Source organism: Kitasatospora sp. NPDC004531 (assembly GCF_053602195.1).
This window is the reverse complement of record NZ_JBSGDD010000072.1, coordinates 1-25202: the sequence shown is the minus strand read 5'-3', so window position 1 is coordinate 25202 and position 25202 is coordinate 1. Positions and strand designations below refer to the sequence as shown.

The 25202-nt window shown below is 71.5% G+C and carries 19 protein-coding genes and 1 tRNA gene; 10 read left to right on the top strand and 10 right to left on the bottom strand.

Features of this window, described 5'->3' with window-relative positions:
• Nucleotides 1–73: 73 nt before the first annotated feature.
• From ACWEMJ_RS25040 to ACWEMJ_RS25025, 4 genes are all read right to left on the bottom strand, one after another.
• Entirely contained in the window at nt 74–1414 is a 1341-nt protein-coding gene (locus ACWEMJ_RS25040) for a hypothetical protein (RefSeq protein ID WP_452139361.1), read from the bottom strand.
• Nucleotides 1415–1499: 85 nt separating this feature from the next.
• Nucleotides 1500–2771: a L,D-transpeptidase gene (locus tag ACWEMJ_RS25035; RefSeq protein WP_452139360.1), complete on the bottom strand. Its 1272-nt coding sequence runs from the start codon at nt 2769–2771 to the stop codon at nt 1500–1502.
• 139 nt (nt 2772–2910) lie between these two features.
• Nucleotides 2911–3237, bottom strand: coding sequence for a hypothetical protein (locus ACWEMJ_RS25030; RefSeq protein ID WP_452139359.1), 327 nt, complete (start codon nt 3235–3237; stop codon nt 2911–2913).
• A 403-nt stretch (nt 3238–3640) separates the two neighbouring features.
• A complete protein-coding gene (locus ACWEMJ_RS25025; protein WP_452139358.1) occupies nt 3641–5041 on the bottom strand; it encodes a cystathionine beta-synthase in 1401 nt (466 codons plus the stop codon).
• A 205-nt stretch (nt 5042–5246) separates the two neighbouring features.
• Here ACWEMJ_RS25025 and ACWEMJ_RS25020 point away from each other — a divergent pair, with 205 nt between their 5' ends.
• From ACWEMJ_RS25020 to ACWEMJ_RS25010, 3 genes are all read left to right on the top strand, one after another.
• Nucleotides 5247–6350: an SGNH/GDSL hydrolase family protein gene (locus ACWEMJ_RS25020; RefSeq protein ID WP_452139357.1), complete on the top strand. Its 1104-nt coding sequence runs from the start codon at nt 5247–5249 to the stop codon at nt 6348–6350.
• Nucleotides 6351–6406: 56 nt separating this feature from the next.
• Complete coding sequence (locus tag ACWEMJ_RS25015; RefSeq protein ID WP_452139356.1) at nt 6407–7627, top strand: acetyl-CoA C-acetyltransferase; 1221 nt, start codon at nt 6407–6409, stop codon at nt 7625–7627.
• 289 nt (nt 7628–7916) lie between these two features.
• Complete coding sequence (locus ACWEMJ_RS25010) at nt 7917–8840, top strand: hypothetical protein (RefSeq protein WP_452139355.1); 924 nt, start codon at nt 7917–7919, stop codon at nt 8838–8840.
• 106 nt (nt 8841–8946) lie between these two features.
• Here ACWEMJ_RS25010 and ACWEMJ_RS25005 read toward each other — a convergent pair whose 3' ends face one another.
• Together ACWEMJ_RS25005 and ACWEMJ_RS25000 are read right to left on the bottom strand one after the other, a co-directional pair.
• Complete coding sequence (locus ACWEMJ_RS25005; RefSeq protein WP_452139354.1) at nt 8947–9285, bottom strand: hypothetical protein; 339 nt, start codon at nt 9283–9285, stop codon at nt 8947–8949.
• A 92-nt stretch (nt 9286–9377) separates the two neighbouring features.
• On the bottom strand, nt 9378–10262 hold the full coding sequence (locus tag ACWEMJ_RS25000; RefSeq protein WP_452139353.1) for a Bax inhibitor-1/YccA family protein: 885 nt from the start codon (nt 10260–10262) through the stop codon (nt 9378–9380).
• 172 nt (nt 10263–10434) lie between these two features.
• Here ACWEMJ_RS25000 and ACWEMJ_RS24995 point away from each other — a divergent pair, with 172 nt between their 5' ends.
• Nucleotides 10435–10962 carry a peptidylprolyl isomerase gene (locus tag ACWEMJ_RS24995; RefSeq protein ID WP_452139352.1) on the top strand — a complete coding sequence of 176 codons (528 nt, stop codon included), beginning with the start codon at nt 10435–10437 and terminating at the stop codon, nt 10960–10962.
• A gap of 72 nt (nt 10963–11034) precedes the next feature.
• Here ACWEMJ_RS24995 and ACWEMJ_RS24990 read toward each other — a convergent pair whose 3' ends face one another.
• Nucleotides 11035–13602 (bottom strand): ABC transporter permease, encoded by a 2568-nt coding sequence (locus ACWEMJ_RS24990; protein WP_452139351.1) that lies wholly within the window; start codon nt 13600–13602, stop codon nt 11035–11037.
• Nucleotides 13603–13650: 48 nt separating this feature from the next.
• Complete coding sequence (locus tag ACWEMJ_RS24985) at nt 13651–14424, bottom strand: ABC transporter ATP-binding protein (protein ID WP_452139350.1); 774 nt, start codon at nt 14422–14424, stop codon at nt 13651–13653.
• A 337-nt stretch (nt 14425–14761) separates the two neighbouring features.
• Here ACWEMJ_RS24985 and ACWEMJ_RS24980 point away from each other — a divergent pair.
• Nucleotides 14762–14846 (top strand) — tRNA-Leu (locus ACWEMJ_RS24980).
• 86 nt (nt 14847–14932) lie between these two features.
• Here ACWEMJ_RS24980 and ACWEMJ_RS24975 read toward each other — a convergent pair.
• Together ACWEMJ_RS24975 and ACWEMJ_RS24970 are read right to left on the bottom strand one after the other, a co-directional pair.
• Complete coding sequence (locus ACWEMJ_RS24975) at nt 14933–16549, bottom strand: FAD-binding oxidoreductase (protein WP_452139349.1); 1617 nt, start codon at nt 16547–16549, stop codon at nt 14933–14935.
• A 193-nt stretch (nt 16550–16742) separates the two neighbouring features.
• Nucleotides 16743–17147 (bottom strand): hypothetical protein, encoded by a 405-nt coding sequence (locus ACWEMJ_RS24970; RefSeq protein WP_452139348.1) that lies wholly within the window; start codon nt 17145–17147, stop codon nt 16743–16745.
• 319 nt (nt 17148–17466) lie between these two features.
• Between ACWEMJ_RS24970 and ACWEMJ_RS24965 the strand changes: the two genes are divergently transcribed.
• The 5 genes from ACWEMJ_RS24965 to ACWEMJ_RS24945 all read left to right on the top strand — a co-directional run.
• Entirely contained in the window at nt 17467–18810 is a 1344-nt protein-coding gene (locus tag ACWEMJ_RS24965; protein ID WP_452139347.1) for a sugar phosphate nucleotidyltransferase, read from the top strand.
• A 58-nt stretch (nt 18811–18868) separates the two neighbouring features.
• Nucleotides 18869–19561: an SDR family oxidoreductase gene (locus ACWEMJ_RS24960; RefSeq protein ID WP_452139346.1), complete on the top strand. Its 693-nt coding sequence runs from the start codon at nt 18869–18871 to the stop codon at nt 19559–19561.
• 7 nt (nt 19562–19568) lie between these two features.
• Nucleotides 19569–21710 carry a glycogen debranching protein GlgX gene (gene glgX / locus ACWEMJ_RS24955; RefSeq protein WP_452139345.1) on the top strand — a complete coding sequence of 714 codons (2142 nt, stop codon included), beginning with the start codon at nt 19569–19571 and terminating at the stop codon, nt 21708–21710.
• On the top strand, nt 21707–23881 hold the full coding sequence (locus ACWEMJ_RS24950; RefSeq protein ID WP_452139344.1) for an AGE family epimerase/isomerase: 2175 nt from the start codon (nt 21707–21709) through the stop codon (nt 23879–23881). Before glgX ends, ACWEMJ_RS24950 begins: the two co-directional genes overlap by 4 nt.
• Before the next feature lie 94 nt (nt 23882–23975).
• A partial coding sequence (locus tag ACWEMJ_RS24945) for an IS701 family transposase (protein ID WP_452139343.1) occupies nt 23976–25202 on the top strand: 1227 nt, incomplete at its 3' end.

Here is a 25202-nt window from a genome sequence, read left to right as displayed (position 1 = left end):
CCGCGGCGAGCGCGGCGGCCCGCCGCAGCCGGAGCTGCGACGGGCCGTGGGGCGCAAGGGAGTTGACGGAGCGTCAGCCCTTGATGATGTCCCCGAGCTCGATCATCTCCTCGACGGAGAGACCGGCCTCGTGGAAGTCCTTGGCCTTGTCCCGGTCGATGCCGGCGGCGGCCAGCTTGGCGTACTCGGCCTCGGTCAGCGGGGTGGCCGGGGCGCCCGCGCCGGGGCCGTCGTCGAGGCCGGCCTCGGCCATCTGCTGGAAGGCCTTCTCCATCGCCGTCAGGTCGAAGTCGGTGGCGCCGGCGGGCGCTTCGACGGCCGGGGCGCCGGCGGTGAAGGCGAGGCGCAGCGGGAAGTGCACGGAGGCGTCCGGCTTCTCGGCGAACTGCGCCAGGTCGAGGGTGATCGCCTGCGCCGTGCCGTTCTTGATCAGCACGTCTGCGGCGATCTTGCGCTCCGGGACCTTCGGCATGTCGTCGGACGGCATCGGCGGGAAGCCGGTGCTGCCGTCGGCGAGCTTCTCGACGGCCTTCATCAGGCCCTCGACCACCGGGCGGGCGTCCGCCGTGACCCGGACGACGTCGGCGTCGCCGGACTTGCCCTTGGCCTCGAAGGTGGTGTTCTTCGAGAGCACGGCCTTGACGGACTTGCCGAAGCGCTCCAGCTCCGACGGGTCGAAGCTGGGCATCGCGCCGAGCGGGGAGCCCGCGCCGAAGCTGCTCGCCTTGTTCTTCTCGCCGAGCTCGCGCATCTTCTTCAGGTCCATCGAGACCCACTTGCCGGCGAAGACGTCCTTGAGCGGGCCGGCCTCGGCGGGCAGTTGGTCGGCCAGCTGGTCCAGGTCGCCGGTGTCCTCGCCGCCCAGCCCCGCGAGGGCCTTGAAGTCGGTCTTGAAGTACATCTTGTCGCCGACCATCCGGATGTCGGCGTAGTTCTTGCCGGACTTCTTGCCGCCCAGCGAGTAGGCGACGGCGACGCCCTTGAGGTCGTACGGGTCGGTCGCCCCGCCCTTGAACGCCTCGGTGTCCTTGAGCGGCTTGTCGGCGCTCATCGACACGGACAGCTGCAGGTCGGCGAACTGCTCGGCGTCCTTCTGCTCGATCGGGTCGTCGACGGCCTTGCCGAACGCGACGAGCTGGTCCGCGGTGGCGTCGGTGGAGAGCTGGAAGGTGATCGCCTTGGCGTCGCCGAGCTTGTCGAACGCGCCGGAGAGCTTCTCGCCGGCGCTCAGCTCCTTGACGGTGCCGCAGGCGGTGAGGCCGGCGGTGAACAGGACGGCTCCGGCGGTGACGGCTATGCCCGCGCGGACGGAGCGGCGAATGGCGGTGTTGATGGCTGAACTCCTGTGCCTGAAGGCGGAACTTCGGGCCCGATCGGCCCTGCCCGCGGAGGCAAGCTCAACACATCGACGCATCCCCCCGCATGCGAATATTTTTACCATTCGTTTAGGACACTCTTACGGGGCCCCCATCTCCGCCCCGTCCGCCCCCGCGCCTCCGTTAGAGCGCGCTGCCGGCCTTCCAGTCCGCCCAGGACATGTTCCAGCCGTTCAGGCCGTTGGACGGACTCACCGTCCGGTCACCGGAGTTGACCACCTCGACGACGTCGCCGACCATCGAGCTCGCGAAGAACTTGGCGCCGTTGGTGCCCGGGTTGGCGCCGCCCTGCACGTCCTGCAGCGCGATGCAGCCGTGGCTGGTGTTGGAGTTGCCGAACTGCGAGGCCGCCGACCAGTAGTTGCCGTGGATGAAGGTGCCCGAGGTGGTGAGCCGCTGGGCGTGCGGCACGTCCGGGATGTCGTACTCGCTGCCGAGGCCGACCGTCGCGGAGTTCATCCGGGTCTCCTTGAACCGCTCCGAGATCACCATCTTGCCCGCCCAGGTGCGGTGTTCGGGCGAGCCGCCGATCACCGGGTAGGTGGCGGTGACCTTGCCGTCGGTGGTGACGGTGAGGGTGTCGGCCTTCAGGTCGGCGACCGAGACCTGGCTGCGGCCGACGGTGAAGGTGACGTCCTTGGACTGCGTGCCGTACACACCCTTGGCGCCGGCCACGTCCTTCAGCCGCAGCTTCAGCGTGACGGTGGTGCCCTTGGCCCAGTACTGCTGCGGGCGGAACTCCAGCCGGGTCGAGTCGTACCAGTGCCCGACGATCTCCACCGGCGGGTCGCTGACCACGGTGATGGCCTGCTGGACGGCCCTGCGGTCGGTGATCGCCTTGTTGAAGTTGATCGACACCGGCATGCCGACGCCGACCGTGGAGCCGTCCTCGGGGGTGAAGTAGCCGACGAAGGTGTTGGCCGGGGAGGCGGTGGAGAAGCTCGCGTTGGCGTCCGCCGGGCGCTTGTCCTTGTCCTCGGCGGACGCGCTCACGCGGTACTTGCTGCCGCTGGCCAGCGTCGCCGTCGAGGTCCAGCTGGCGCCGTCGGCGGCGAGCTGTCCGGCTATCTGCTTGCCCGCGCCGTCGGTGACGGTGACCGAGGTCAGCGTGCCGTCCTGGACGGTGACGGTGACCGGGGCGGTGAACGGCGCGGCGGTCGCGCCGTCGGCCGGGGTGATGGTGATCTGCGCGACGGACGCCTTCGGGCTGGTCGACGGGCTCTCGCCGCCGCCCGCCGCCGGGGCCGAGCCGCCGCCGGAGGCAGGGGCCTTGTCGCCGCCCTGGCAGGCGGCCAGCAGCAGCACGGGGGCGCCGAGCAGCCCGCCGAGCACGCCGCGGCGGCTCCAGTTGCCGCCGCGCGGCCGGTCCTGCTTCTCCGCTGCGCTCACGTCCACGCTCCTCGGTCCCCGGATCACTCAAGATCACTCAAAAATGTGCAGATCATACGAGAGTACTCAAGTGCTCGACAGAACGGACAAAAGAGGCCCGGTCCGGGGATACCGGACCGGGCCTCACGCGCGGGGGCGCCGGGGCTCACTGCACCTCGTACTCGTCCCAGCCCTCGTCGTCCGGGTCGTAGTCGGTGGTGGCGGACTCCCAGGTCGCCGCGGCGAGCTCCACGCCCGGGACCTCGCCGAGCAGGGCCACCGGGTCGACGAAGTGGGCGAGCGAACCCGTCGGGTCCACCTCGATCGCCTCGACGGCCTGGGCGCGCTCCTCGTCGTCCAGGTACTCGTCGTCCGCGACCTGGGTCAGGGCGGCGGCCTTCAGGGCCTGCTCGTCGGTGATCTCGGCGATGAGCTCGATGGTGAGGCGAACGTAACGCGGGGCGTCCTGCTCGGGCAGTTCAGTGCTGGTCATGCCAGCGAGCGTAGGGGGTCGCCCGGCCCATCCGGAAACGGCGGCGTGCGGCGAGGGCCGGCCCGGCGATGCCGGACCGGCCCTGCCGCCTCCGCACGCACGCCCCCACCCGGGAGTGCGCGGAAAGCCGCGCCTCGCGACGCGTGAACTGCCGCAGGTGCCGTCAGACCCTGGACGGACCAGGGGCGGGACGACGGCGGCCCCCGCGGACCGGAGCCGGCGGGCGGGTCAGGCCGCCCGTCGGATCCCCGGTGACCGCGAAAGCCGGAGAGCCGCTCCCGACCCCGCCGTCACCGTGTTCGGCTGTTCTTGCCGTGCCCACCACAATGCCCGAGCCGTGTTAACCCGATGCTGCGCGCTTGTGACGTCCACGTACCGGCGGGAGAGCGCTCCTGACGACGGCTCAGTGGCCGGCCCGGGCGGTCAGGAAGGCCAGCAGGTCCTGCCGGGTGACGATGCCCTGCGGCTTGCCCTCCACCAGCACCACCACCGCGTCGGCCTTCTCCAGCACCGACATCAGGTTGGTCACCGACTCGCCGGAGCCGACCACCGGCAGCGGCGTCGACATCACGTTGTCCAGCGTGTCGGTGAGCTCGATCCGGCCGCTGAACAGGCCCTCCAGCAGCTCCCGCTCCACCACCGAGCCGACCACCTCGCCGGCCATGATGTCCGGGTGGCCGGCGCCCGGCGAGACCACCGGCATCTGCGAGACGCCGAAGTCGCGCAGCACCCGCACCGCCTCGGCGACCGTCTCGCCCGGGTGCATGTGCACGAACTGCGGGATGCCCTCGTGCTCCACCGCGTCCTTGCGGGCCAGCACCTCGCCGATGTGCGCCTCGTCGGTCGCGGTCGGCAGGAAGCCGTAGTCGGCCATCCAGTCGTCGTTGAAGATCTTCGACAGGTACCCGCGGCCGCCGTCCGGCAGCAGCACCACCACGACGTCGTCCGGCCCCAGCTCGCGCGCCACCTCCAGCGCGGCCACCACGGCCATGCCGCAGGAACCGCCGACCAGCAGGCCCTCCTCCTTGGCCAGGCGGCGGGTCATCTGGAACGAGTCCTTGTCGGAGACCGCGACGATCCGGTCCGCGACCTCGCGGTCGTAGGCGGTCGGCCAGAAGTCCTCGCCGACGCCCTCCACCAGGTACGGACGGCCGGTGCCGCCCGAGTACACCGAGCCCTCCGGGTCCGCGCCGACCACCTGCACCTTCCCGCCGGACGCCTCCTTCAGGTACCGGCCGGTGCCCGAGATGGTGCCGCCGGTGCCGACGCCCGCCACGAAGTGGGTGATCCGCCCCTCCGTCTGCTCCCACAGCTCCGGGCCGGTGGAGTGGTAGTGCGACGCCGGGTTGTCCGGGTTCGAGTACTGGTCCGGCTTCCACGCGTTCGGGGTCTCACGGACCAGCCGGTCGGAGACGTTGTAGTACGAGTCCGGGTGCTCCGGCGCGACCGCGGTCGGGCAGACCACGACCTCGGCGCCGTACGCGCGCAGCGTGTTGATCTTGTCCGTGGACACCTTGTCCGGGCACACGAAGATGCACTTGTAGCCCTTCTGCTGGGCCACGATCGCCAGCCCCACACCGGTGTTCCCGCTGGTGGGCTCGACGATGGTGCCACCCGGCTTGAGCGCGCCGGAGGCCTCCGCCGCCTCGATCATCCGCATCGCGATCCGGTCCTTCACCGAACCGCCCGGATTGAAGTACTCGACCTTCGCCAGCACGGTGGCGCTGATGCCTTCGGTGACCTTGTTGAGCTTCACCAACGGGGTGTCGCCGACCAGCTCGATGATCGAATTGTGGTACCGCACGGAGGTCCTCCCGGTAAATGGCAGCCCTGATTGCCGAAACCCCCAGCCTAGGGCCCCCCTTCCCCGCTCCGCGCCCGACCACCGCACCGGGCGGGCCCGAAACACCCGGCCGCCTGGGGCTCCGGGCGAGTGGTTGGCGGGGGTCGGTGGTAGGGGGTCGGGGCGAACGGGTACCAGTCGGGGGAAAGGGAGAGGGGGTGGCCGGATGGCCGGCTCGCAGGCGTCGAGGGCCCGGGTGGCACGACGGATCGCCACCGCCGCAGCGTACGGCGGTGGCGGCTTGGGGCTGCTCGGGGTCGGGCTGGCCGGGGTGCTGCTGACCGAGAGCCGGATGGCGATCCGCGCGATCGGCATCCTGGAGGGCGACCCGCCGCGCGCGGACGGCCTGCACGGCGAGGCGTTCGCCGATCCCACCGACCCCCGGCCGCCGCTGGTGATGGCGTTCCTGGGCGACTCGACCGCGGCGGGCCTGGGCGTGCAGCGGGCGCAGGAGACGCCGGGGGCGCTGCTCGCCTCGGGCCTGGCGTCCGTCGCCGAGCGCCGCGTCCGGCTGCTGAACGTCGCGAAGTCGGGCGCCCGCTCGGGCGATCTGGCCGGCCAGGTGGAGCGGGCGCTGCCGCACTACCCGGACATCGCGGTGCTGATGATCGGCGCCAACGACGTCACCCGGCACGCCCCGGCGGCGCGCAGTGTGCGGGAGTTGGGCGAGGCGGTGGGCCGGCTGGTCGCGGCGGGCTGCGAGGTGGTGGTCGGCACCTGCCCGGACCTGGGGACGATCAAGCCGGTGCGGCCGCCGCTGCGCTGGGTGGCCCGCCGGCTGAGCCGGCAGCTGGCGGCGGCGCAGACCATCGCCGTGGTGGAGGCCGGCGGCCGGACGGTCTCGGTGGGGTCGCTGCTGGGCCCGGAGTTCGCGACCCGCCCGGAGCTGTTCTCGGCGGACCGCTACCACCCGTCCGCGCAGGGCTACGCGACGGCGGCGATGGCGATGCTGCCCTCGGTGTGCGCGGCGATGGACCTGTGGCCGCAGGACACCCCGGCGGCGGTGGGCGGCCCGGTGGAGCCGCAGGCGGTGCTGCCGGTGGCGGTGGCGGCCGCGGCGGCGGCGGGGCGTTCGGGCACCGAGGTGACGGCGGCGGGCCCGTCGAACGGCACCTGGCGGTGGGCGACGCTCAAACAGCGGTTCCGGCTGGCCCTGCCCGGCGGCGAGGACCCGGCGCAGGACGCCCTGGCGGACGGCGCCCGGCCGCGGGCGATCGCGTCGGCGAACTCACATCCGGAGGCGGATGACGCCGGAGCTACCAAGCGGTAACTTTCCCGGGAGATCCACCGGATCGCGTCCCGAGGTCACTCAGCGAGGAGCCCGCCATGCCCGAAGCCGTCATCGTCAGCGCCGCCCGTTCGCCGATCGGCCGGGCGTTCAAGGGTTCGCTCAAGGACATCCGCCCGGACGACCTGACCGCGCAGATCATCGGCGCCGCGCTGGCCGAGGTCCCGCAGCTGGACCCGCGCGAGATCGACGACCTGATGCTGGGCTGCGGCCTGCCGGGCGGCGAGCAGGGCCACAACCTGGCCCGGATCGTCGCGGTGCAGATGGGCATGGACTACCTGCCGGGCGCCACCATCACCCGCTACTGCTCGTCCTCGCTGCAGACCACCCGGATGGCGCTGCACGCGATCAAGGCCGGCGAGGGCGACATCTTCATCTCGGCCGGCGTGGAGACCGTCTCGCGGTCCGTCCACGGCACCTCGGACGGCATGCCGGGCACCATGAACCCGCTGTTCGACGAGGCCCAGGCGCGCACCGCGCACCGCGCGGCCAACGGCGGCGGCGAGTGGCACGACCCGCGCGAGGACGGCCTGCTCCCGGACGCGTACATCGCGATGGGCCAGACCGCCGAGAACCTGGCCGCGCTCAAGGGCATCACCCGGGCCGAGCAGGACGAGTTCGGCGTCCGCTCGCAGAACCTGGCCGAGGCCGCGATCAAGGCGGGCTTCTGGCAGCGCGAGATCACCCCGGTGACGCTGCCCGACGGCACCGTGGTGAGCGCGGACGACGGCCCGCGCGCGGGTGTGACGCTGGAGGGCGTGTCCGGCCTGAAGCCGGTGTTCCGCCCCGACGGCACCGTGACGGCCGGTAACTGCTGCCCGCTGAACGACGGCGCGGCCGCGCTGGTGATCATGTCCGACACCAAGGCGCGCGAGCTGGGCATCACCCCGCTGGCCCGGGTGGTCTCCACCGGCGTCTCGGCGCTGTCGCCGGAGATCATGGGCTACGGCCCGGTGGAGGCGTCGAAGCAGGCGCTCGAGCGGGCCGGCCTGTCGATCGGCGACATCGACCTGGTCGAGATCAACGAGGCGTTCGCGGCGCAGGTCATCCCCTCCTACCGCGACCTGGGCATCGACCTGGACCGGCTGAACGTCAACGGCGGCGCGATCGCGGTGGGCCACCCGTTCGGCATGACCGGCGCCCGGATCACCACCACGCTGATCAACTCCCTGCAGTGGCACGACAAGCAGTTCGGCCTGGAGACCATGTGCGTCGGCGGCGGCCAGGGCATGGCGATGGTCGTCGAGCGCCTGAGCTGATCGCGCCGGCGGCGCCGTGACGGTTGTCTCACCCGTCCGGAGTCACCGTCCGTAATTGAGGGCCGGATCACACCGCGGGTGCGATCCGGCCCGTTTTCCTGCCTTCCGGGACCGAAATGTCAACGCACCGGAATGGATCAACTCCGCAGCGTGGAAGGGTATTACCCAACAATTTAAGGACAAGTAGGAAAGTCACCGGCAAATCGGACATCAGCCTCTGCAGTAACGGCCACGGATACGGCAGTGTGGAGCCGTAACCCCGTTCCGCTCCTCGTTGGGAGTACGTTCCGTGAGCGTCGTCCACACCTCCCTGCTGCTGGCCCTGATCGCCCTGACCGCCGCCGTCCTGCTCCACCTCCGCGCGCTGGGGCGGAAGTTGGACGCCGCGCGGCCCACCGCGCAGCCCGCCCCGCAGCTCGACGAGGCGCTGATACGCCGCGCCGTCGCCGAGGCGCTCGCCGCCGACCGGGAGCGCGAGATCACCGAAGCGCGGGCGTTCTGGGCCGAACAGGAGGCGCACGCCGCCGAGGACGCGCCGTTGTTCGACACCCCGTTCACCACCACCGGCGAGGACTGGCCGATCTTCTTCCCCCGGCCGACCGGCCCGCAGGAGGCCGCCGACAACCAGGGCGTGATGGACCCGGAGTTCGGCGAGGCGCTGCGCCACGCGCTGGAGGACCTGGTCAAGGACGGCTCCGCGGACGGCGGTTCGGCCGACGGCGGGCTGCGGCACCCGGGGCAGGGCGGCGGCTTCCCGCTGCCCGGCGACAACGGCGACGTGCGGGCCCGCCGGGAGGCCGACCTGCTGGCCACCGGCCTGGAGGCCGGGCTGCTGGACGCCGAGACCGAGCCCGCCGCCGCCCCGGACCCGCGCCGGCACCCCTCGCACCCGGACTTCGTGCCCAGCCCGACCCCGTCCCGCGAGTGGACCGACGACCGCCTGGCCGCGCTCGCCGAGGAGCGGATCGCCCTCACCGACGTGCGCCCGGGCCCGCTCGGCACGCTGGACGTGTACGCCTTCGCCGACGGCACCACGCTGTGCGTGGCCCCTGGCGACCGGGAGGCGGCGTACCGGCTGATCGACGCCGTGCGGGCGGGCGAGGACGTCCGGCTGCTGGGCGGCTCGCGGTTCTCCGGCTCGTACTCGCTGACCTTCTCCACCGACGGCGACACCGTCTACGTGCTCGCCGACCGGGTGGTCGCCTCCATCTGACGCCCGCGCGCCCGGCCCAGGGGCGCCGATCCGCCCGGCAAGGGGTTGCCCGGGCCGGATCGGCGCCCCTTGCCGCATCCGGCGCCACCGGGCCCGTGACGGGCCGTCAGGCGGTCAGCAGCTCGGTCTCGGCGACGTCGGCGAGCGCGGCGGCCAGCGCCTCGGGGTGATCGGCGGCCGCGGCGGCCAGGTCGTGGCCGGTGACGGCGAGTTGGTCGCCGACCGCGAACGCCCCGCAGTCGGGGACGGGCAGCGGCGGCAGGCCCTCCAGCGCGCGCCCGGCGTCGGCCAGCCGGCCGGCCAGCGCGAGCACGGCGGCGGCCCGCGAGGGGTGGCCGGGGACGGCGGCCAGCAGGCGGCTCTGCGGCAGCGCCCGGAAGCGGTCGGCCAGCCGGTCCACGGCGGCGGTCAACCGGGCGGGGGTGGCGGGGTGGTGCTCGGACATGGCCCCGAGGCTAGCCGAGCGGCGGCCGGACGGAACGCGGCGGGCCCCGGAGGAAGCTCCTCCGGGGCCCGCCGCCACTGCCGGCGCCGCGATCAGTCGTCGCCGCGCAGGATGGCGATCAGCCGCAGCATCTCCAGGTAGATCCACACCAGCGAGAGCGTCAGGCCGAAGGCGGCCCGCCAGGACTCGCGCTCGGGGGCGCCGTACCGGATGCCCTCCTCGACCTCGTGGAAGTCCAGGGTGAGGAAGAACGCGCCGAGCGCGATGCCGATCAGGCCGACCACGATGCCGAGCGGACCGGAGCGGAACCCGAAGTCCGCGCCGAGCCAGGTGGCGATCATGTTGACGAACATCAGGATCACGAAGCCCATCGCGATCGAGATGCCGATCCGGGTGTACCGGGGGGTGACCCGGATCTTCCCGCTCTTGTAGGCGATCAGCGTGGCCGCGAACACCGCGGTGGTGCCCAGCACGGCCTGGATGGCGATGCCCGGCAGCAGGGTGTTGAGGACCTTGCTGATCGCGCCGAGGAAGAAGCCCTCCAGACCGGCGTAGGTCAGGATCAGCGCGGGGCTGACGCTGCGCTTGAAGCTGATCACGAAGCCGAGGATCATCGCGGCGAACGCGGCGACACCGGCGATCGCGTAGTTCTCGACCGGCACCACGAACCAGGCCACCGCGCCGGTGACGACCAGCGTGAGCAGCGTCATCGCGGTACGGGCGACCACGTCGTCCAGCGTCATCCGGCCGGTCTGGGCCGGGCCGGCGGCGGGGGCGGCGTACAGCTCGGCGAGCTGCTCGTCGGTCATCGACTGGCCGGCCGGCTGGCCGTAAGCGTTGTTGGCGTACGGGTTGTTGGCATACGGATTGCCATAGCCCGGGGCCTGCTGCCCGGTCGGCTGCGCGCCGAACCCCGCGTACTGGTTGTCGCGGGTGAAGGACCCCTCCCGCGAGAAGACCGGGTTTCTGCTTCTCATCACATTCCCTCCGAGGTGGTACAGCACCACCCACTCAGCCCACAACAGTAATGGTTTGGCAAAGTATTCCGCGTCAGCCGTGAGGAGGATCCCGTGTCGCCTGCGCGAGGGGCCCCCGAGAGGGCAGGGTGGGGGGCGCAACTGACATCCGATCAGAAAGGCGGCCCCCCGGATGGCCGAGGAGCTGTACGCCACCCTGAAGACCAACAAGGGCGACATCGTGATCCGGCTGCTGCCGGACCACGCCCCCAAGACGGTCAAGAACTTCGTGGAGCTGGCGACCGGCGAGCGCCAGTGGATCGACCCGAACACCGGGCAGCCCAGCAACGCGCCGCTGTACGACGGGACGGTCTTCCACCGGGTCATCGAGGGCTTCATGATCCAGGGCGGCGACCCGCTGGGCAACGGCACCGGCGGCCCGGGCTACAAGTTCGCCGACGAGTTCCACCCAGACCTGGCGTTCACCAAGCCGTACCTGCTGGCGATGGCCAACGCGGGCCCGGGCACCAACGGTTCGCAGTTCTTCGTCACGGTCGGCCCGACCACCTGGCTGACCGGCAAGCACACCATCTTCGGCGAGGTCGCCGACGAGGCGAGCCAGAAGGTGGTGGACGCGATCGCCACCACCGAGACCAACCCGCGCAACGACCGCCCGGTGCAGGACGTGGTGATCGAGAAGGTCGTCGTCGAGACCCGCTGAGCCCCGCACGCGGAGAGCGCCGCCCGCCCCCGGACACTGCCGGGGCGGGCGGCGCTCTCCGTCGACGGGGCGTCAGTCGGTCTTGATGCTGCCGAGGATGTCCATCCGGGAGGCCCGGCGGGCCGGCCACATGGCGGCGATGATGCCGACCAGCGCGGCCAGGGCGAGGAACAGCAGGACGCTGCCGTAGGGGATCACGGTGGTCAGACCCTTCAGTTCGGCGGAGAGCACCCGGGCGGAGGCCCAGGCCAGGAAGCAACCGAGCAGCACGCCGATCACGGCGCCGAAGAGCGAGATCACCACGGACTCGATCCGCACCATCCGCTTGATGCCGCGCCGGTCCAGACCGATCGCCCGCAGCATGCCGATCTCGCGCTTGCGCTCGAACACCGACATCGCCAGCGTGTTGATCACACCGAGGACGGCGACGATCACCGCCATGCCGAGCAGGCCGTACATGATGTTCAGCATGGTCGTGATGATCCGGCTGAACTGCTCGACCATGTCCTTCTCGGTCAGCACCTCGATCACCGGGTTGTTGCCGGTGGCCTGCTTGATGGACTGCTTGAGCGCCGCGGACGGGCCGTCGGTGCCCTTGACCATGATCTCGTTGACGTAGGGGTCGGGCTCGTGCTGCCCGATCAGCTGGGTGGAGGCGATGATCGGCGACACGCCGTCGTTGCGCTCGAAGACGCCGCCGACGGTCAGGTCGATCTTCGTGTCCTCGGAGACCTCGACCTTGACGGTGGAGCCCTGCGCGAGGTGGTGCTTCTCGGCGAACTCGTCGTTGACCAGGATCTGGCCCTGCTTCAGCGCGCCGGTCGAGCCGGAGGTCAGGTCCAGCGCCACCAGCTGGTCGAAGGCGGCGGCGTCGATGCCCATGATGGCGCGGTCCTGGCCGTCCACCGTCCACATCACGTTGGCCACCGGGCTGACCGCGGCCACCCCGTCCGCCTTGCCGATCAGCGCGGGCAGGTCCTTCGACAGCTCGCGGCCGTTGGCCATCGAGAGCACGTAGTCGGCCTTCATCGAGCTGCCGACCGCCTTGGTGACGGCGGAGGTGACCGAGTTGCCGATCACGGTCAGCGCGGTGACCAGGGTCAGACCGATGGTCAGCGCGGCGGCGGTGCTGGCGGTGCGGCGCGGGTTGCGGACCGCGTTGCGGCGGGCCAGCTTGCCGGGGGTGCCGAACACCTTGGCCAGCAGCGGGCCGACCAGGGCGATCACCGGCCGGGACAGCAGCGGCAGCAGGACGAACACGCCGATCAGGGTGAGCGGGGCGCCGAGCTCCAGCATGGCCTGGGCGCCGGAGCCGGACTTGGACGCGCCGGCCAGGATCAGGGCGATGCCGCCGCCCGCGACCACCGCGCCGATCGTGTTGCGGATCACCAGGCCGCGCTGGGTGCTGGGCAGGTCGCCGCTGCTCATCGCCGCGACCGGGGGGATCCGGGAGGCGCGGATCGCCGGGATCAGCGCGGACAGCACGGTGACCACGATGCCGACCACCACGGTGGCGATCACGGTGACCGGGGCGATCACCAGCGAACCGGTGGGCATGCCCTCGTTCATGGCGTGGATCAGCGACTGCATGCCCGCGCCGATGCCGATGCCGGCGAGCAGACCGGCCGCGGAGGCGATCACGCCGATCAGCAGCGCCTCGATCAGCACGGAGTTGGTGACCTGGGCCCGGCCCGCGCCGACGGCGCGCAGCAGGGCGAGCTCCTTCAGGCGCTGGGCGATCAGCATGGTGAAGGTGTTGACGATGATGAAGACGCCGACGAACAGCGAGATGCCGGCGAACACCAGCAGCATGGTCTTCATGCCGCTGACCGAGCTGGCGACCATCTTGGTCTGCTCGTCCTTGAGCTCCTGGCCGGTCTGCAGGTCGACCGAGTCGGCGGGCAGCTTGGCCCGGGCGGCGTCCAGCAGCGCGCTCTCCGCGGCGCCGGACTTCGCGGTCAGCACGATCGAGCTGTAGCGGCCGGGCTCCAGCAGGCGCTGCTGGGCGGTGGCGGTGTCCATCAGCACCAGCGTGCCGCCGGAGCTGACCTGCGGGTCGTCGGTGGTGAAGACGCCGACCAGGGTGGTGTCCTCGGCGGCGCCGTTGCCGGCCACCCGGACCTTGTCGCCCACGTGGTAGCCGGCCTTGTCGGCGGCCTTCTGGTCGAGCGCGATCTCGCCGGCCGCCTTCGGGCCGCGGCCCTGCGCCATCGGGTAGCGCGGGTCCTGGCCGGAGCCGTCGGGGACGAAGTTGGCGCCGCGCGAGCTCCAGGCCGCGCCGACCAGGTTGCCCTGCTTGTCGGCGACGCCGGTGAAGCCGGCCACCACGCCGCGGGCCCGCTCGACGCCCGGCAGCGCGGTCAGGTCCTTCACGGTGGCGTCGGTCAGCGGCTGCTGCTTCTTCTCGTCCGGCGACTTGGGGCCGTCGCCGCCGCGGCCGCCCTCGCGCGCCTTGTTGTCGGTGACCAGCACGGAGACGTCGGAGTAGCTGCTGGAGTAGCTGTTGCGCATGGCCTGGCCCATGGTGTCCGAGAACACCAGGGTGCCGGCCACGAAGGCGGTGCCCAGCATGACGGCGAGTGCCGTCATCAGCAGTCGGCCCTTGTGGGCCAGCACGTTGCGCAGTGCGGTGCGATACATGGGGTCAGTCCTGGGGTGGTGTGGTCGGGTCGGCTGCCGCTGGGGCCGTCAGCTGGTGCGGCCCTTGGCGTCGAAGCGACGCATCCGGTCGAGGACGGAGTCGGCGGTGGGGTTGGTCAGCTCGTCGACGATCCGGCCGTCGGCGAGGAAGACCACTCGGTCCGCGTAGGAGGCGGCCACCGGGTCGTGCGTCACCATCACCACGGTCTGGCCGAGTTCGCGCACCGAGTTGCGCAGGAAGGAGAGGATCTCGGCGCCGGAGCGGGAGTCCAGGTTGCCGGTGGGCTCGTCGGCGAAGATGATCTCCGGCTTGGAGGCGAGCGCCCGGGCGCAGGCGACGCGCTGCTGCTGGCCGCCGGACAGCTGGGCGGGGCGGTGCGAGAGCCGGCCGGACAGGCCGACGGTCTCCACCACGCGGTTCAGCCACTCGCGGTCGACCTTGCGGCCGGCGATGTCCATCGGCAGCGTGATGTTCTCCAGCGCGGTCAGCGTCGGCAGCAGGTTGAACGCCTGGAAGACGAAGCCGATCTTGTCGCGGCGGAGCTTGGTCAGCTGCTTGTCCTTCAGCCCGACCAGTTCGGTCTCGCCGATGGTCGCCGAGCCGGAGCTGACGGTGTCCAGGCCCGCCATGCAGTGCATCAGGGTCGACTTGCCGGAACCGGACGGGCCCATGATCGCGGTGAACTCGCCCTGCCCGAAGGAGACCGAGACGTTGTCCAGCGCGACGACGCGGGTGTCGCCCTCGCCGTAGACCTTGTTGAGACCGGTGGCGCGGGCCGCCGCCAGACCGGTGTGGGCTGCGTACGCGGTCGAGGTGCTCACGGGAGGACTCCTGTCGGGGAGGTGCGGGATCGTCACTGGAGGGCGGTGGCGCACGTGCCGCCGACCGCTACTCCATCCTGCCCTTCGTGATCATGGAATTCGTCGCTCCGCCGAACGGTTGCCGCCCCGCCCGCAGACGTACGGCCGCCGCCGGTGCCTCCTCCTGCGGTATGACACGGACCCCGAGGCGGCGGATGGCCGAGAAGCGCCGAAGCGTGGCCGAAATGACAGACGCTTCGTCAGATGTCATGGAAGCATGACAACTTCCGCCCCGGGAAATATGCGAAACCCTCGCCCGGCCGACTAGGCTCAGCAGGCGAGTTCAGTGCGCTCCCAGGCCCAGATGGTGGAACGCAGACACGGGCAGCTTAAAACTGCCTGGCCGGAAGGCCGTGCCGGTTCGAGTCCGGCTCTGGGCACCAGTCTGCATATATGCCGTGACCTGCGGTGATGGCCCGACTACCCGGCCGGGGGGGCGGCCCGGCCGGGTTGCTTCGGGCGGCGCGGATCAGTTCGCCGTGATCGACAGCGCGTGGTGGAAGACGTTGGTCGGGTCCCAGGCGGCCTTCACCTGCTGCAGGCGGGGGTAGTTGCCCTTGTAGTAGAGCGTCTGCCAGGAGACGCCGGAGGTGTTCCACTGCGGGTCGGCGAGGTCGACGTCCGGGTAGTTGATGTAGGAGCCGTCGTTGGCCGCGTTGCTGACCGGCACGCCGCCGGTGGCGGCGTACACGTCCCGGTAGAGGGAGCGCATCCAGGCCACGTGGCGGGCGTCCTGGGCGGGGTCGGCCCAGTAGGTGGTGAAGTTGGCCTTGAGGATCGAGTCGCGCTGCGGCATCGCGGTGGCGTCGGGGGCGACGGTGTTGGCCCGGCCGCCGTAGGAGTAGAGCAGGATCGACGCGTGCCCGTCGTAGCCGGGGTCGGAGAGGTACTGGTACAGGGTCGATATCTGGCCGGCGTCCCAGCCCTTGCGCAGGTAGGCCCCCTTCGACTTGGTGCGGTTGAACGCGCCGGTGTCGTACGGGTCCTTGAGGGTGGCCTTCAGCCACGGCGAGGTGGACTGGGTGCGGGCGGCGGGGGCCTGGACGCCGGCCGCGACCGCGTCGAGGTAGGCGGTCATCAGGCCGGCCGGGTTGGCGACGGTGCCGTCGATCTGGGCGCTGAGGGTCAGGGTGCCGACCGCGGCGTTGCCCAGGATCAGCACGCTGTGCAGGCCGGCGTACGGCGAGCCGTCGGCGCTGTTGGCGGCGTGCCAGGCGCCGTGGTTGCGGACCACGGCGGCGAAGTCGGCGGCGCTCAGGTCGCTCCACTTCCACACCGCGGTGGCCTTCAGCAGGGTGGCCGGGGGCTTGGGCAGCAGCCCGGCCGGGTCGGTGCCGGTGGCGCCGGGGGTGCGGAACCAGTAGCGGGTGACCACGCCGAAGTTGCCGCCGCCGCCACCGGTGTGCGCCCACCACAGCTCGCGGTTGCCGTCGCCCGGATCGCTGGTGGCGACCACCGCGCGGGCGGTGCCGGAGGCGTCCACCACGACCACCTCCAGCGCGTACAGGTGGTCGACGATCGAGCCGTGGGCCCGGCAGAGCGCGCCGTAGCCGCCGCCGGTGACGTGGCCGCCGACGCCGACGGTCGGGCAGGTGCCGCCGGGGACGGTGACGCCGTAGTCGAGGTAGAGGGTGCGGTAGACGTGGCCGAGGGTGGAGCCGGCCTCGACCATGAAGGCGCGGCGGGCGGGATCGTAGGAGACCGCGTTCATCTCGGAGATGTCGATGAGCGTGCGCACCGCCGGGTCGTCGACCAGCCCGTCCAGGCAGTGGCCGCCGCTGCGGACGGCGATCCGCCGCCCGGCCTGCACCGCCTCGTTCACCACCGCGATCACCTGCGCGGTGGTGTACACCACCCGCACCGAGTCGGGCTGGGCGGTGAAGCGTCCGTTGTAGCCGCGCGAGGTGAGGTCGAGGTAGCGCGGGTCGGTGGGCCCGACGGTGCGGGCGGACGGCGTGGACAGCGCGGCCGAATCGACTGTGCTGTTGACTGATTCGTTCGCCCAACTGTCAATCGTGGGGAGTGCAACGGTGCCGCCCAGTGCGGCGGCTGCCCCGAGGAACCCGCGGCGGGTCGTTTCAGCCAAGGTCAACACCAACCCTTTCCCATTGTCGCGGCCGCCCCGCCGAATGGCCGGAATGCGCGCGATCGAACCGAATACCGGGCACGTTACGCAGGCCCTTCGGCGGGCCGCCGCCCACCGCGGGAGGGATAGGGCACTGCGTCACGTGCGGTGGGCGACTATCGGATACCGGGTTTTTCGGAGGGCCGGGTTCCGGTCAGCAGCGGGCGGTGTGCAGGATCGGCCAGCCGCGGTCGCGGGCCAGCTCCGTCATCAGCGGGTCGCGGCCGACCACCCGCGGGTTGCCGACCACCCGCAGGATGGTGAGGCCCTCGCGGTGGTCGCCGTACGCGAAGCACTGGGCGGCGTCCAGGCCGAGCCGGGCCATCGCCTCCACCACCACCTCGGCGCCCGCCTCGTCCGCCGCATCCGCGTACAGCACCAGATCGGCCGCCAGTCCGGCGCCCGAGACGGTCGGGCCGGCGACGCCCGACCGGTCGGCGGGGCCGGCCGGCGGGCGGCCCCCGGCCACGCAGACCAACAGGTCGCCGGCCGAGCGGTGGCGGGCCGCGGCCTGCAGCACGGTGCGGGCCGAGCCGGCCGACAGCAGGTCGTGTCTCACGTCGAAGAATGCCGCGCGGCGGCCACGCCAGGTGATCACTTTTCCCCCGCCCCCTGTTGCCCTCGCTCTGTTCGCGCGCGGTGCGCGACCAACCGGCCAATCATGCCTTATCAATTTGCCGCCGGGAAGTCTCGACTTCGACTGCAGCCGATTCCCTATTCCCGCCGGAATAGCCATTCCGGTCGGTAAAGATTCCATCCCCCCTTGTCGCGTGGCACATGACATGGGCATGCCCATGAACTTTACAGCCTCCCTTGACACGATTTGACATCTGGTGTTGTATCTGCCGCGACAAGGTCGCCTAGTCAGGGGAAGCGAGATGGCCGAGCGAGACGGCGGGACGGTCGGGATCATCCTGGCCGGCGGACGAGGAGAACGCGCGAAGCCCATCACCCTCGAGTCCGCGGACTACATCCGGAGCAAGGCGCTGATCCCGTTCGCGGGCCGACGACTGATCGAGTGGGTCATCGACGCCTGTCGCGAGCAGGGCATCCGCCGCTTCTACGTGGTGGCGCAGGGCCTGGAGAACCGGAGCCAGATCAAACTGCTGCTCGGCCACGGCGAGCAGTACGGGGTCGAAGTGCGCTATTCGCGCTCCAGCTTCGACCGGTACAACGTCGGGTCCGGCGCCGCCACCCTGCACAACCTGGAGCAGTGGGACCTCACCGAGCGGGCGCTGGTGCTCCCGGTCGACTCGGTCTTCGACTTCTCGCTCGCCGAACTGGAGGCCACCCACGAGGCGACCAACGCGGTGGTCACGGTGGCCGCGGTGGCCCGCAGCCCGCTGGAGGTGGCCGGCAAGTACGGCGCGATGCGCACCGACGCCGACGGCCTGGTCTCCGGCTTCGTCGAGAAGCCCAGCCTGGCCCGGGTGCACGAGATCTTCCCCGAGGCGACCAGCGACGACTGCGCCCTGGTGCCCACCAACGCGGGCATGTACCTGGTGGACTGCCGCCGGCTGCGGCTGGCCGCCCGGGAGCCGCAGCTGATGCGGCAGGCCCAGCAGCGCCTGGACTGGGGCGGCGACCTGCTGCCCTGGCTGGTCGAGCACGGCCGCACGGTGGCCGCGCACCACATCGCCCGGCTCGGCGACCTCGGCAACGTCGAGGACTACCTGGTGACGCTGCGCCAGGTGCTGTCCGGCGACTTCCACCAGATGAACCGGCTGATGCCCGAACCGCGCAGCGACCGCCCGCGGTACTGGATCCACGAGAGCAGCCTGCACACCAAGGACGACGTCTGGGGCACCACCCTCGCCGACAAGATCGCCAGCGGCGACGTGGTGATCGGCCAGGGCGTCCGGATCGGCCGGCACGTCACCATCGGCTCCGGCGTCCGGCTGGAGCACGCCGACATCGGCGACGGCGCGGAGCTGCGCGAGGGCGCCCGGCTGAGCGGCACCTCGCTCGGCGACTCCTCGATGGTCGGCCCGTACGCCCGGATCAGCGACTCCTACATCGGTCCGATGGCCGACATCCACTCCACCCGGGACAACCCGGTCCGGATGGACGGCTACTGCGCGGTCGGCGACGGCGTGCACGTCTGGCAGGGCACCCGGCTGACCGGCGTGAGCATCTACCCGCGGCTGCGGGTGCCGGCCCTGGCCAACCTGCCCTCGGGCACCCGGCTGACCAACTCCGACGACATCCTGCGCTGGATCTGAGCACCTCCGAGCACTCCGACAGACCCCCCGAGCAAGTCCGAGAGACGAGGAGCAAGCGATGGACAACCCCGTGGCGGTGATCGGCGGCTCGGGACGGCTGGGCCGCCTGATCACCCAGCGCCTGCTGGACCGCGGCGCGCCGGTCCGCGCGATCGGCCGCAGCGTGCAGCACGCCCGGCGCAGCCTGCCGCCCGGCGCGCTCTTCTTCGAGGGCGACGTCCGCCGCCCGGAGACCCTGGCCGAGCCGCTGGCCGGCACCTCGGCGCTGGTCTACTGCGTCGCCCCGGGCACCGCCGACAGCGGCCCGGACCGGCCGGAGACCACCGTCTACCAGGGGGTGCGCAACGCCCTGGCGGCGCTCGCCGACGGGGGCCACCGCCCCCGGGTGGTGCTGGTCAGCCAGATCCACGCCACCCACCTGGCCCACCCGCTGAACGCCTACGGCCGGGTGCTGGAGTGGCGGCTGGCCGGCGAGAACGCCGTACGCGACTCCGGCCTGCCGTACACCGTGATCCGGCCGGGCTGGCTGACCGACACCCGGGAGGCGGGCGAGCGGGTCCGGCTGGAGCAGGGCGACCAGGGCTTCGGCCAGGTCTCCCGGCCGGACCTGGCGGAGGCCTGCGTGCAGGCGCTGCTGCAGCCGGCCGCGGACGGCGTCACCTTCGAGATCTTCAACGAGCCGGGCGGCGCCTCCCCGGCCTGGAGCGAGGCGTTCGCCGGGCTCCAGGGCGACCGGACCCCGGTGGGCTGACGACGACATGAGCGAACACCACGAGACCCGCAGGGCACAGATCGAGGCGGCCGAGATCGGACCCGGCCACGCCCAGCCGCTCGGTGCCACCCTCGACGGCGACGGGGACGGCGTCAACTTCTCCCTGTTCTCCGAGCACGCCACCCGGGTCGACCTGCTGCTCTTCGCCCACCACGAGGACCTGGTGCCGACCCGGGTGATCCCGCTCGACCCGGAGCGCCACCGCAGCTACCACTTCTGGCACTGCCACCTCTCCGGCCTGACCAAGGGCCAGGTGTACGCGTACCGGGTCGACGGTCCGCGCCGCACCAAGGAGTCCGGCACCTTCTTCAACCCGCGCAAGGTGCTGATCGACCCGTACGCCCGCGCCAACGTCAACTCGCTGTGGGACCGCACCCGGGCGATCGGCACCGAGGACAACTGCGCGTACTCGATGCGCAGCATGGTGGTCGACCTGGACGGCTACGACTGGGAGGGCGACGAGCCGCTGCGCACCCCGCTGGCGGACACCGTGATCTACGAGATGCACGTGGGCGGGCTGACCGCCTCGCCGTCCTCGCAGGTGGTGCACCCCGGCACCTTCAACGGGGTGGTGGAGAAGATCCCGTACCTGAAGGAGCTCGGCGTCACCGCGGTCGAGCTGCTGCCGATCTTCGACTTCGACGAGCGGCAGGTGCTGCGGATCGGGCCGAACGGCGCGCCGCTGTACAACTACTGGGGCTACGACCCGTTCGGGTTCTTCGCGCCGCACACCGGCTACTGCTCGGACCCGTGCGAGTGCACCCACATCACCGAGTTCCGCGACATGGTGAAGGCGCTGCACAAGGCCGGCATCGAGGTGATCCTCGACGTGGTCTTCAACCACACCTCGGAGGGCAACGAGAACGGCCCGGTGATCAGCTTCCGCGGCCAGGCCAACGAGGTGTACTACCACCTGTGGCCGCAGGACCGGCGGCACTACATGGACTTCACCGGCTGCGGCAACGCGATCAACGCCAACCACCCGGCGGTGGCCAAGTTCGTCATCGAGTGCCTGGAGTACTGGGTCACCGAGCACCACGTCGACGGCTTCCGGTTCGACCTGGCCTCGGAGCTCTCGCGCGGGGCCGGCGGCTACGAGATGGACGTGCCGCCGGTGCTGTGGGGGATCGAGCTGTCCGGGATCCTCTCCGAGTCGAAGATCATCGCCGAGCCGTGGGACGGCGGCGGCCTCTACCAGGTCGGCCGCTTCCCGGGGAAGCGCTGGGCGCAGTGGAACGGCCCGTACCGGGACGACATCCGGCGCTTCGTGCGCGGCGACGCCGGCCTGGTCGGCACCGTCGCCACCCGGCTCGGCGGCTCGCCCGACCTGTTCGGCCGGGACGGCGAACTGCCCACCAACAGCGTCAACTTCATCACCTGCCACGACGGCTTCACGCTCAACGACCTGGTCAGCTACAACGAGAAGCACAACTGGGCCAACGGCGAGGCCGACGCGGACGGCGCGCACGAGAACTTCAGCTGGAACTGCGGCGTGGAGGGCCCCAGCGACTCGGCGGACGTGGAGCGGCTGCGGGTGCGCCAGATCAAGAACCACCTGGCGGTGCTGCTGCTCAGCCGGGGCGTGCCGATGCTGCTGGCCGGCGACGAGTTCCGCAACAGCCAGGGCGGCAACAACAACGCGTACTGCCAGAACAACGAGACCGCGTGGCTGGACTGGAACCAGGCCGAGAAGGAGACCGAGGTCCGGGACTTCTTCCGGAACATGACGGCGCTGCGCCGGCGCTTCCGCGCGGTGCGCGAGGCCCGGTTCTTCTCCGGCCGCACCAACCCGCGCGGCCTGCCGGACGTCACCTGGCACGGCACCCGGCTGGAGCAGCCGGGCTGGGACGACCCGCAGGCCAGGGTGCTGGCGCTGACCCTGGCCGGCTTCGACGGCGACCCGGACCTGCACGTCATCCTCAACATGTTCCACCTGGGCCTGGACTTCGAGCTGCCGTCGATCGACGGCCACCGGTGGGCCCGCCTGGTGGACACCGCGCAGGGCGCCGGCGAGGACGTCCTCGCCCCCGGCGCCGAGGCGCCCGTCCACGGCCGCACCTTCCATGCCCAGGGCCGCAGTGTCGTCGTCCTGGCGGCGCTGCCCGACGAGGGAGGAACACACCGATGAACGCACCCGACACCCGGCGGATGTACTCCGACAGCATCGCCGGCTACGTCACCCACTACGACCCCGCGAACGACCGGTTCGGCCTGCGGACCTCGGACGGGCGCGAGTTCACCATCCACCTGAACGGCTTCCTGAGCTCGGAGATCGTCCGCAACCTGGGCGACGCCCCCCGCGACACCGGCGAGGCCACCCGCGACATGCTGGCCGAGGGCCGGTACGTCTTCGTCTACGGCCTGTTCTACCGGTGGGACGGCGGGGAGCGGATCGAGGCCCGGCAGATCACCTTCCCGGAGACCACCCGCGGCAGCTACGTCTTCGAGCACCCCACCTGGTGGGTGCAGCAGGCGGCCGAGATCGCCGACTTCTACCTGCGCGGCCACTTCCCGGACGGCCCCGACAAGGACGGCCGGTACGACTGGCGCAACTTCCGCACCCGGCTGACGCTGAGCGGCACGCACGTGCCGGACTTCGCCGGCGAGGACGTGCGGCAGGAGACCGACACCATCTCCCGGCTGGTCTACGGCCTGGCGACCGCGTTCATGCTCACCGGCGAGGAGCGGTTCTTAAGTGCCGCCGAGTCCGGCACCGAGTACCTGCGCGAGCACATGCGGGTCGCCGACGACTCGGACGGCGTCGTCTACTGGTACCACGGCATCGACATCACCGAGGCCGGCCAACGCAAGGTCTACGCCTCGGAGTTCGGCGACGACTTCGACGCCATCCCGATGTACGAGCAGATCTACGCGCTGGCCGGGCCGACCCAGACCTACCGGATCACCGGCGACCCGCGGATCCTCGACGACATCGACCGCACGGTCGCCCTGTTCGAGCGCTACTTCCGGGACGAGGAGCAGGGCGGCTTCTTCTCCCACCTCGACCCGATCACCATGGACCCGCGGGCCGACTCGCTCGGCCGCAACCGGTCCCGCAAGAACTGGAACTCGATCGGCGACCACGCCCCGGCGTACCTGATCAACGCGTACCTCGCCACCGGCCGGGAGGACTTCTCCAAGCTGCTGGAGGAGACCGCGGACACCATCGCCGAGCGCTTCCCCGACGAGCCGGACAGCCCGTTCGTCCAGGAGCGATTCCACGGCGACTGGAGCGCCGACCGCACCTGGGGCTGGCAGCAGAACCGCGCGGTGGTCGGCCACAACCTCAAGATCGCCTGGAACCTGACCCGGATCCGCGCCCTGCACGACAAGGAGCGCTACTCCGAACTGGCCGAGCGGATCGCCGAGTTGATGCCGGCGGTGGGCAGCGACCAGCAGCGCGGCGGCTGGTACGACGTGGTGGAGCGGGTGGCCGACCCGGACACCGGCGCCCACCACCTGGTGTGGCACGACCGCAAGGCCTGGTGGCAGCAGGAGCAGGCGATCCTGGCCTACCTGATCCTGGCCGGCGTCTCCGGCGACCCGGAGCACCGCCGCCTGGCCCGCGAGTCGGCCGCGTTCTACAACGCCAACTTCCTCGACTACGACGACGGCGGCGTGTACTTCAACGTGCTGGCCAACGGCATCCCGTACCTGGTCGGCACCGAGCGGCTCAAGGGCAGCCACTCGATGGCCGGCTACCACGCGCTGGAGCTGTGCTACCTGGCCGCCGCCTACACCGGTCTGCTGATCACCTCGGCGCCGCTCACCCTGCACTTCCGGCCGCAGCCCGGGGCGTTCCCGGACCACGTGCTGCGGGTGTCGCCGGACCTGCTGCCGGCCGGCTCGGTGCAGATCGACCGGGTGTGGATCGACGACGAGCCGTACGAGGACTTCGACCCCAAGCAGTTGACCGTCCGGCTGCCGCTGACCAGCCGTCCGCTGAAGGTCCGGGTGGACATCGAGCCGGCCGACATGCGGCTGCGGGTCTCCAGCGACTTCGACGGCAAGACCGCGCACATCCACTGCGAGGGCGTGATCGACCGCGACGAGCTGGAGAAGTTCCGCCGCTGCCTGACCGAGGCGCTGTCGGTGGAGCCCCGCCGGGTGGAGTTCCACCTCTGCAAGGTGACCGAGATCGGCCGCCCGGCCATCAACGAACTGCTGTTCCAGCGCGCCAAGATGGGCCTCGACGTCGACTTCGTGATCGTCGGCTGCAATCTCCCCGAGGTCACCCAGGCCCTGCTGGCCACCGACGCCTTCCTGGTCGACGAGGACCGGACCTGCGTCACGGACTGACCCGCCGCCCCGCCCCCGCCGGCCCCACCCGGCGGGGGCGGGGCCCGGCCCGACCGCCATCGCGCCAGACCTCACCCAAGGATCGATTGTGTCCATGATTTCGAACTTCCGTACACCGCACGCCGGCCTGCGGCAGGACGGAATCTCCGCATACTGCCACGAGCTCTTCAGCTGCTTCGCCCGCTCCGACCAACGGCGCTGGGGCGAGGTCTACCTGCGCGGCCTGCGCCAGGCGGACGGCCGCAGAACTCCCGCCAACATCTCCGAGCAGGTGCTCGGCCGACGCATGGTGCAGCCCATCCAGCAGTTCGTCAACCAGTCCACCTGGGGGGTGGGCGAGGTCCGCCGCCGGCTCGCCGAGCTGGTCGCCGCGGCGGCCGCCCCGCACGCCTGGGCCGTCGACGACGTGGTGTTCGCCAAGAACGGCACCCGCTCGGCCGGCGTCGCCCGCCAGTTCGTCCCGGCCGAGGGCCGCACCATGAACTGCCAGCTGGCGATGGCCACTTCGCTGATCCTCCCGCACGGCGCCCAGCCGGTCACCTGGCAGCTGGCGCTGCCCCGGCACTGGGACACCGACCTGGAGCTGCGCACCCAGGCGCACCTCCCCGAGGAGGCCCGGCACCTGCCGCGCTGGCAGCACCTGCTCGACTCGGTCGACGAGATACTCGGCTGGGACGTGCCCAGCGCCCCGGTGCTCGCCGACTGGAGCAACGAGAAGGAGGTCGAGCCGCTGCTGCTCGGCCTGGAGGAGCGCGGGCTGGGCTACCTGGTCCAGGTCGGCGCCGGCACCGCGCTGCCGGTCTGCGCCACCGGCGCCCAGCGGGCCCTGCCGGTCACCCACGGCGGCTCCCGGCCGGTGCGCCGGAGCACCGCCACCGTCCGCCGGCGGGCCGGCGAGCTCGCCGACGAGCTGGTCCCGCAGGGCGAACGCGCGGTGCTGGCCTGGCGGGAGGGGCCGAGCGCCCGGGTGCGGCACTCGCAGTTCCTGGTGGTGCCGCTGTCCGACGGGCGCAGCGCCCGCCGCGGCCGCTTCGCCGAGCTGGTGCCCGCCGCGCCCCGCCACCTGGTGGTCGAGTGGCCGTTCGGGCGTTCCCAGCCGCGCACCTACTGGGTGACCGACCTGCCGGTGCACCGGCTGCCCGAGCTGGTCGGCCTCGCCGAGCTGCGCGGCCGCTCCGCCGACACCGTCGAGCGGCTGCACCGCGACTACGGCCTCGGCGACTTCGAGGGCCGCTCCCGCCACATGAGCCACAGCACACAGCTCCCCGGCCTTCTGCTGCGCCCTGCCGAGATACAACAACAGTGCTTCACGCTTCTCGGT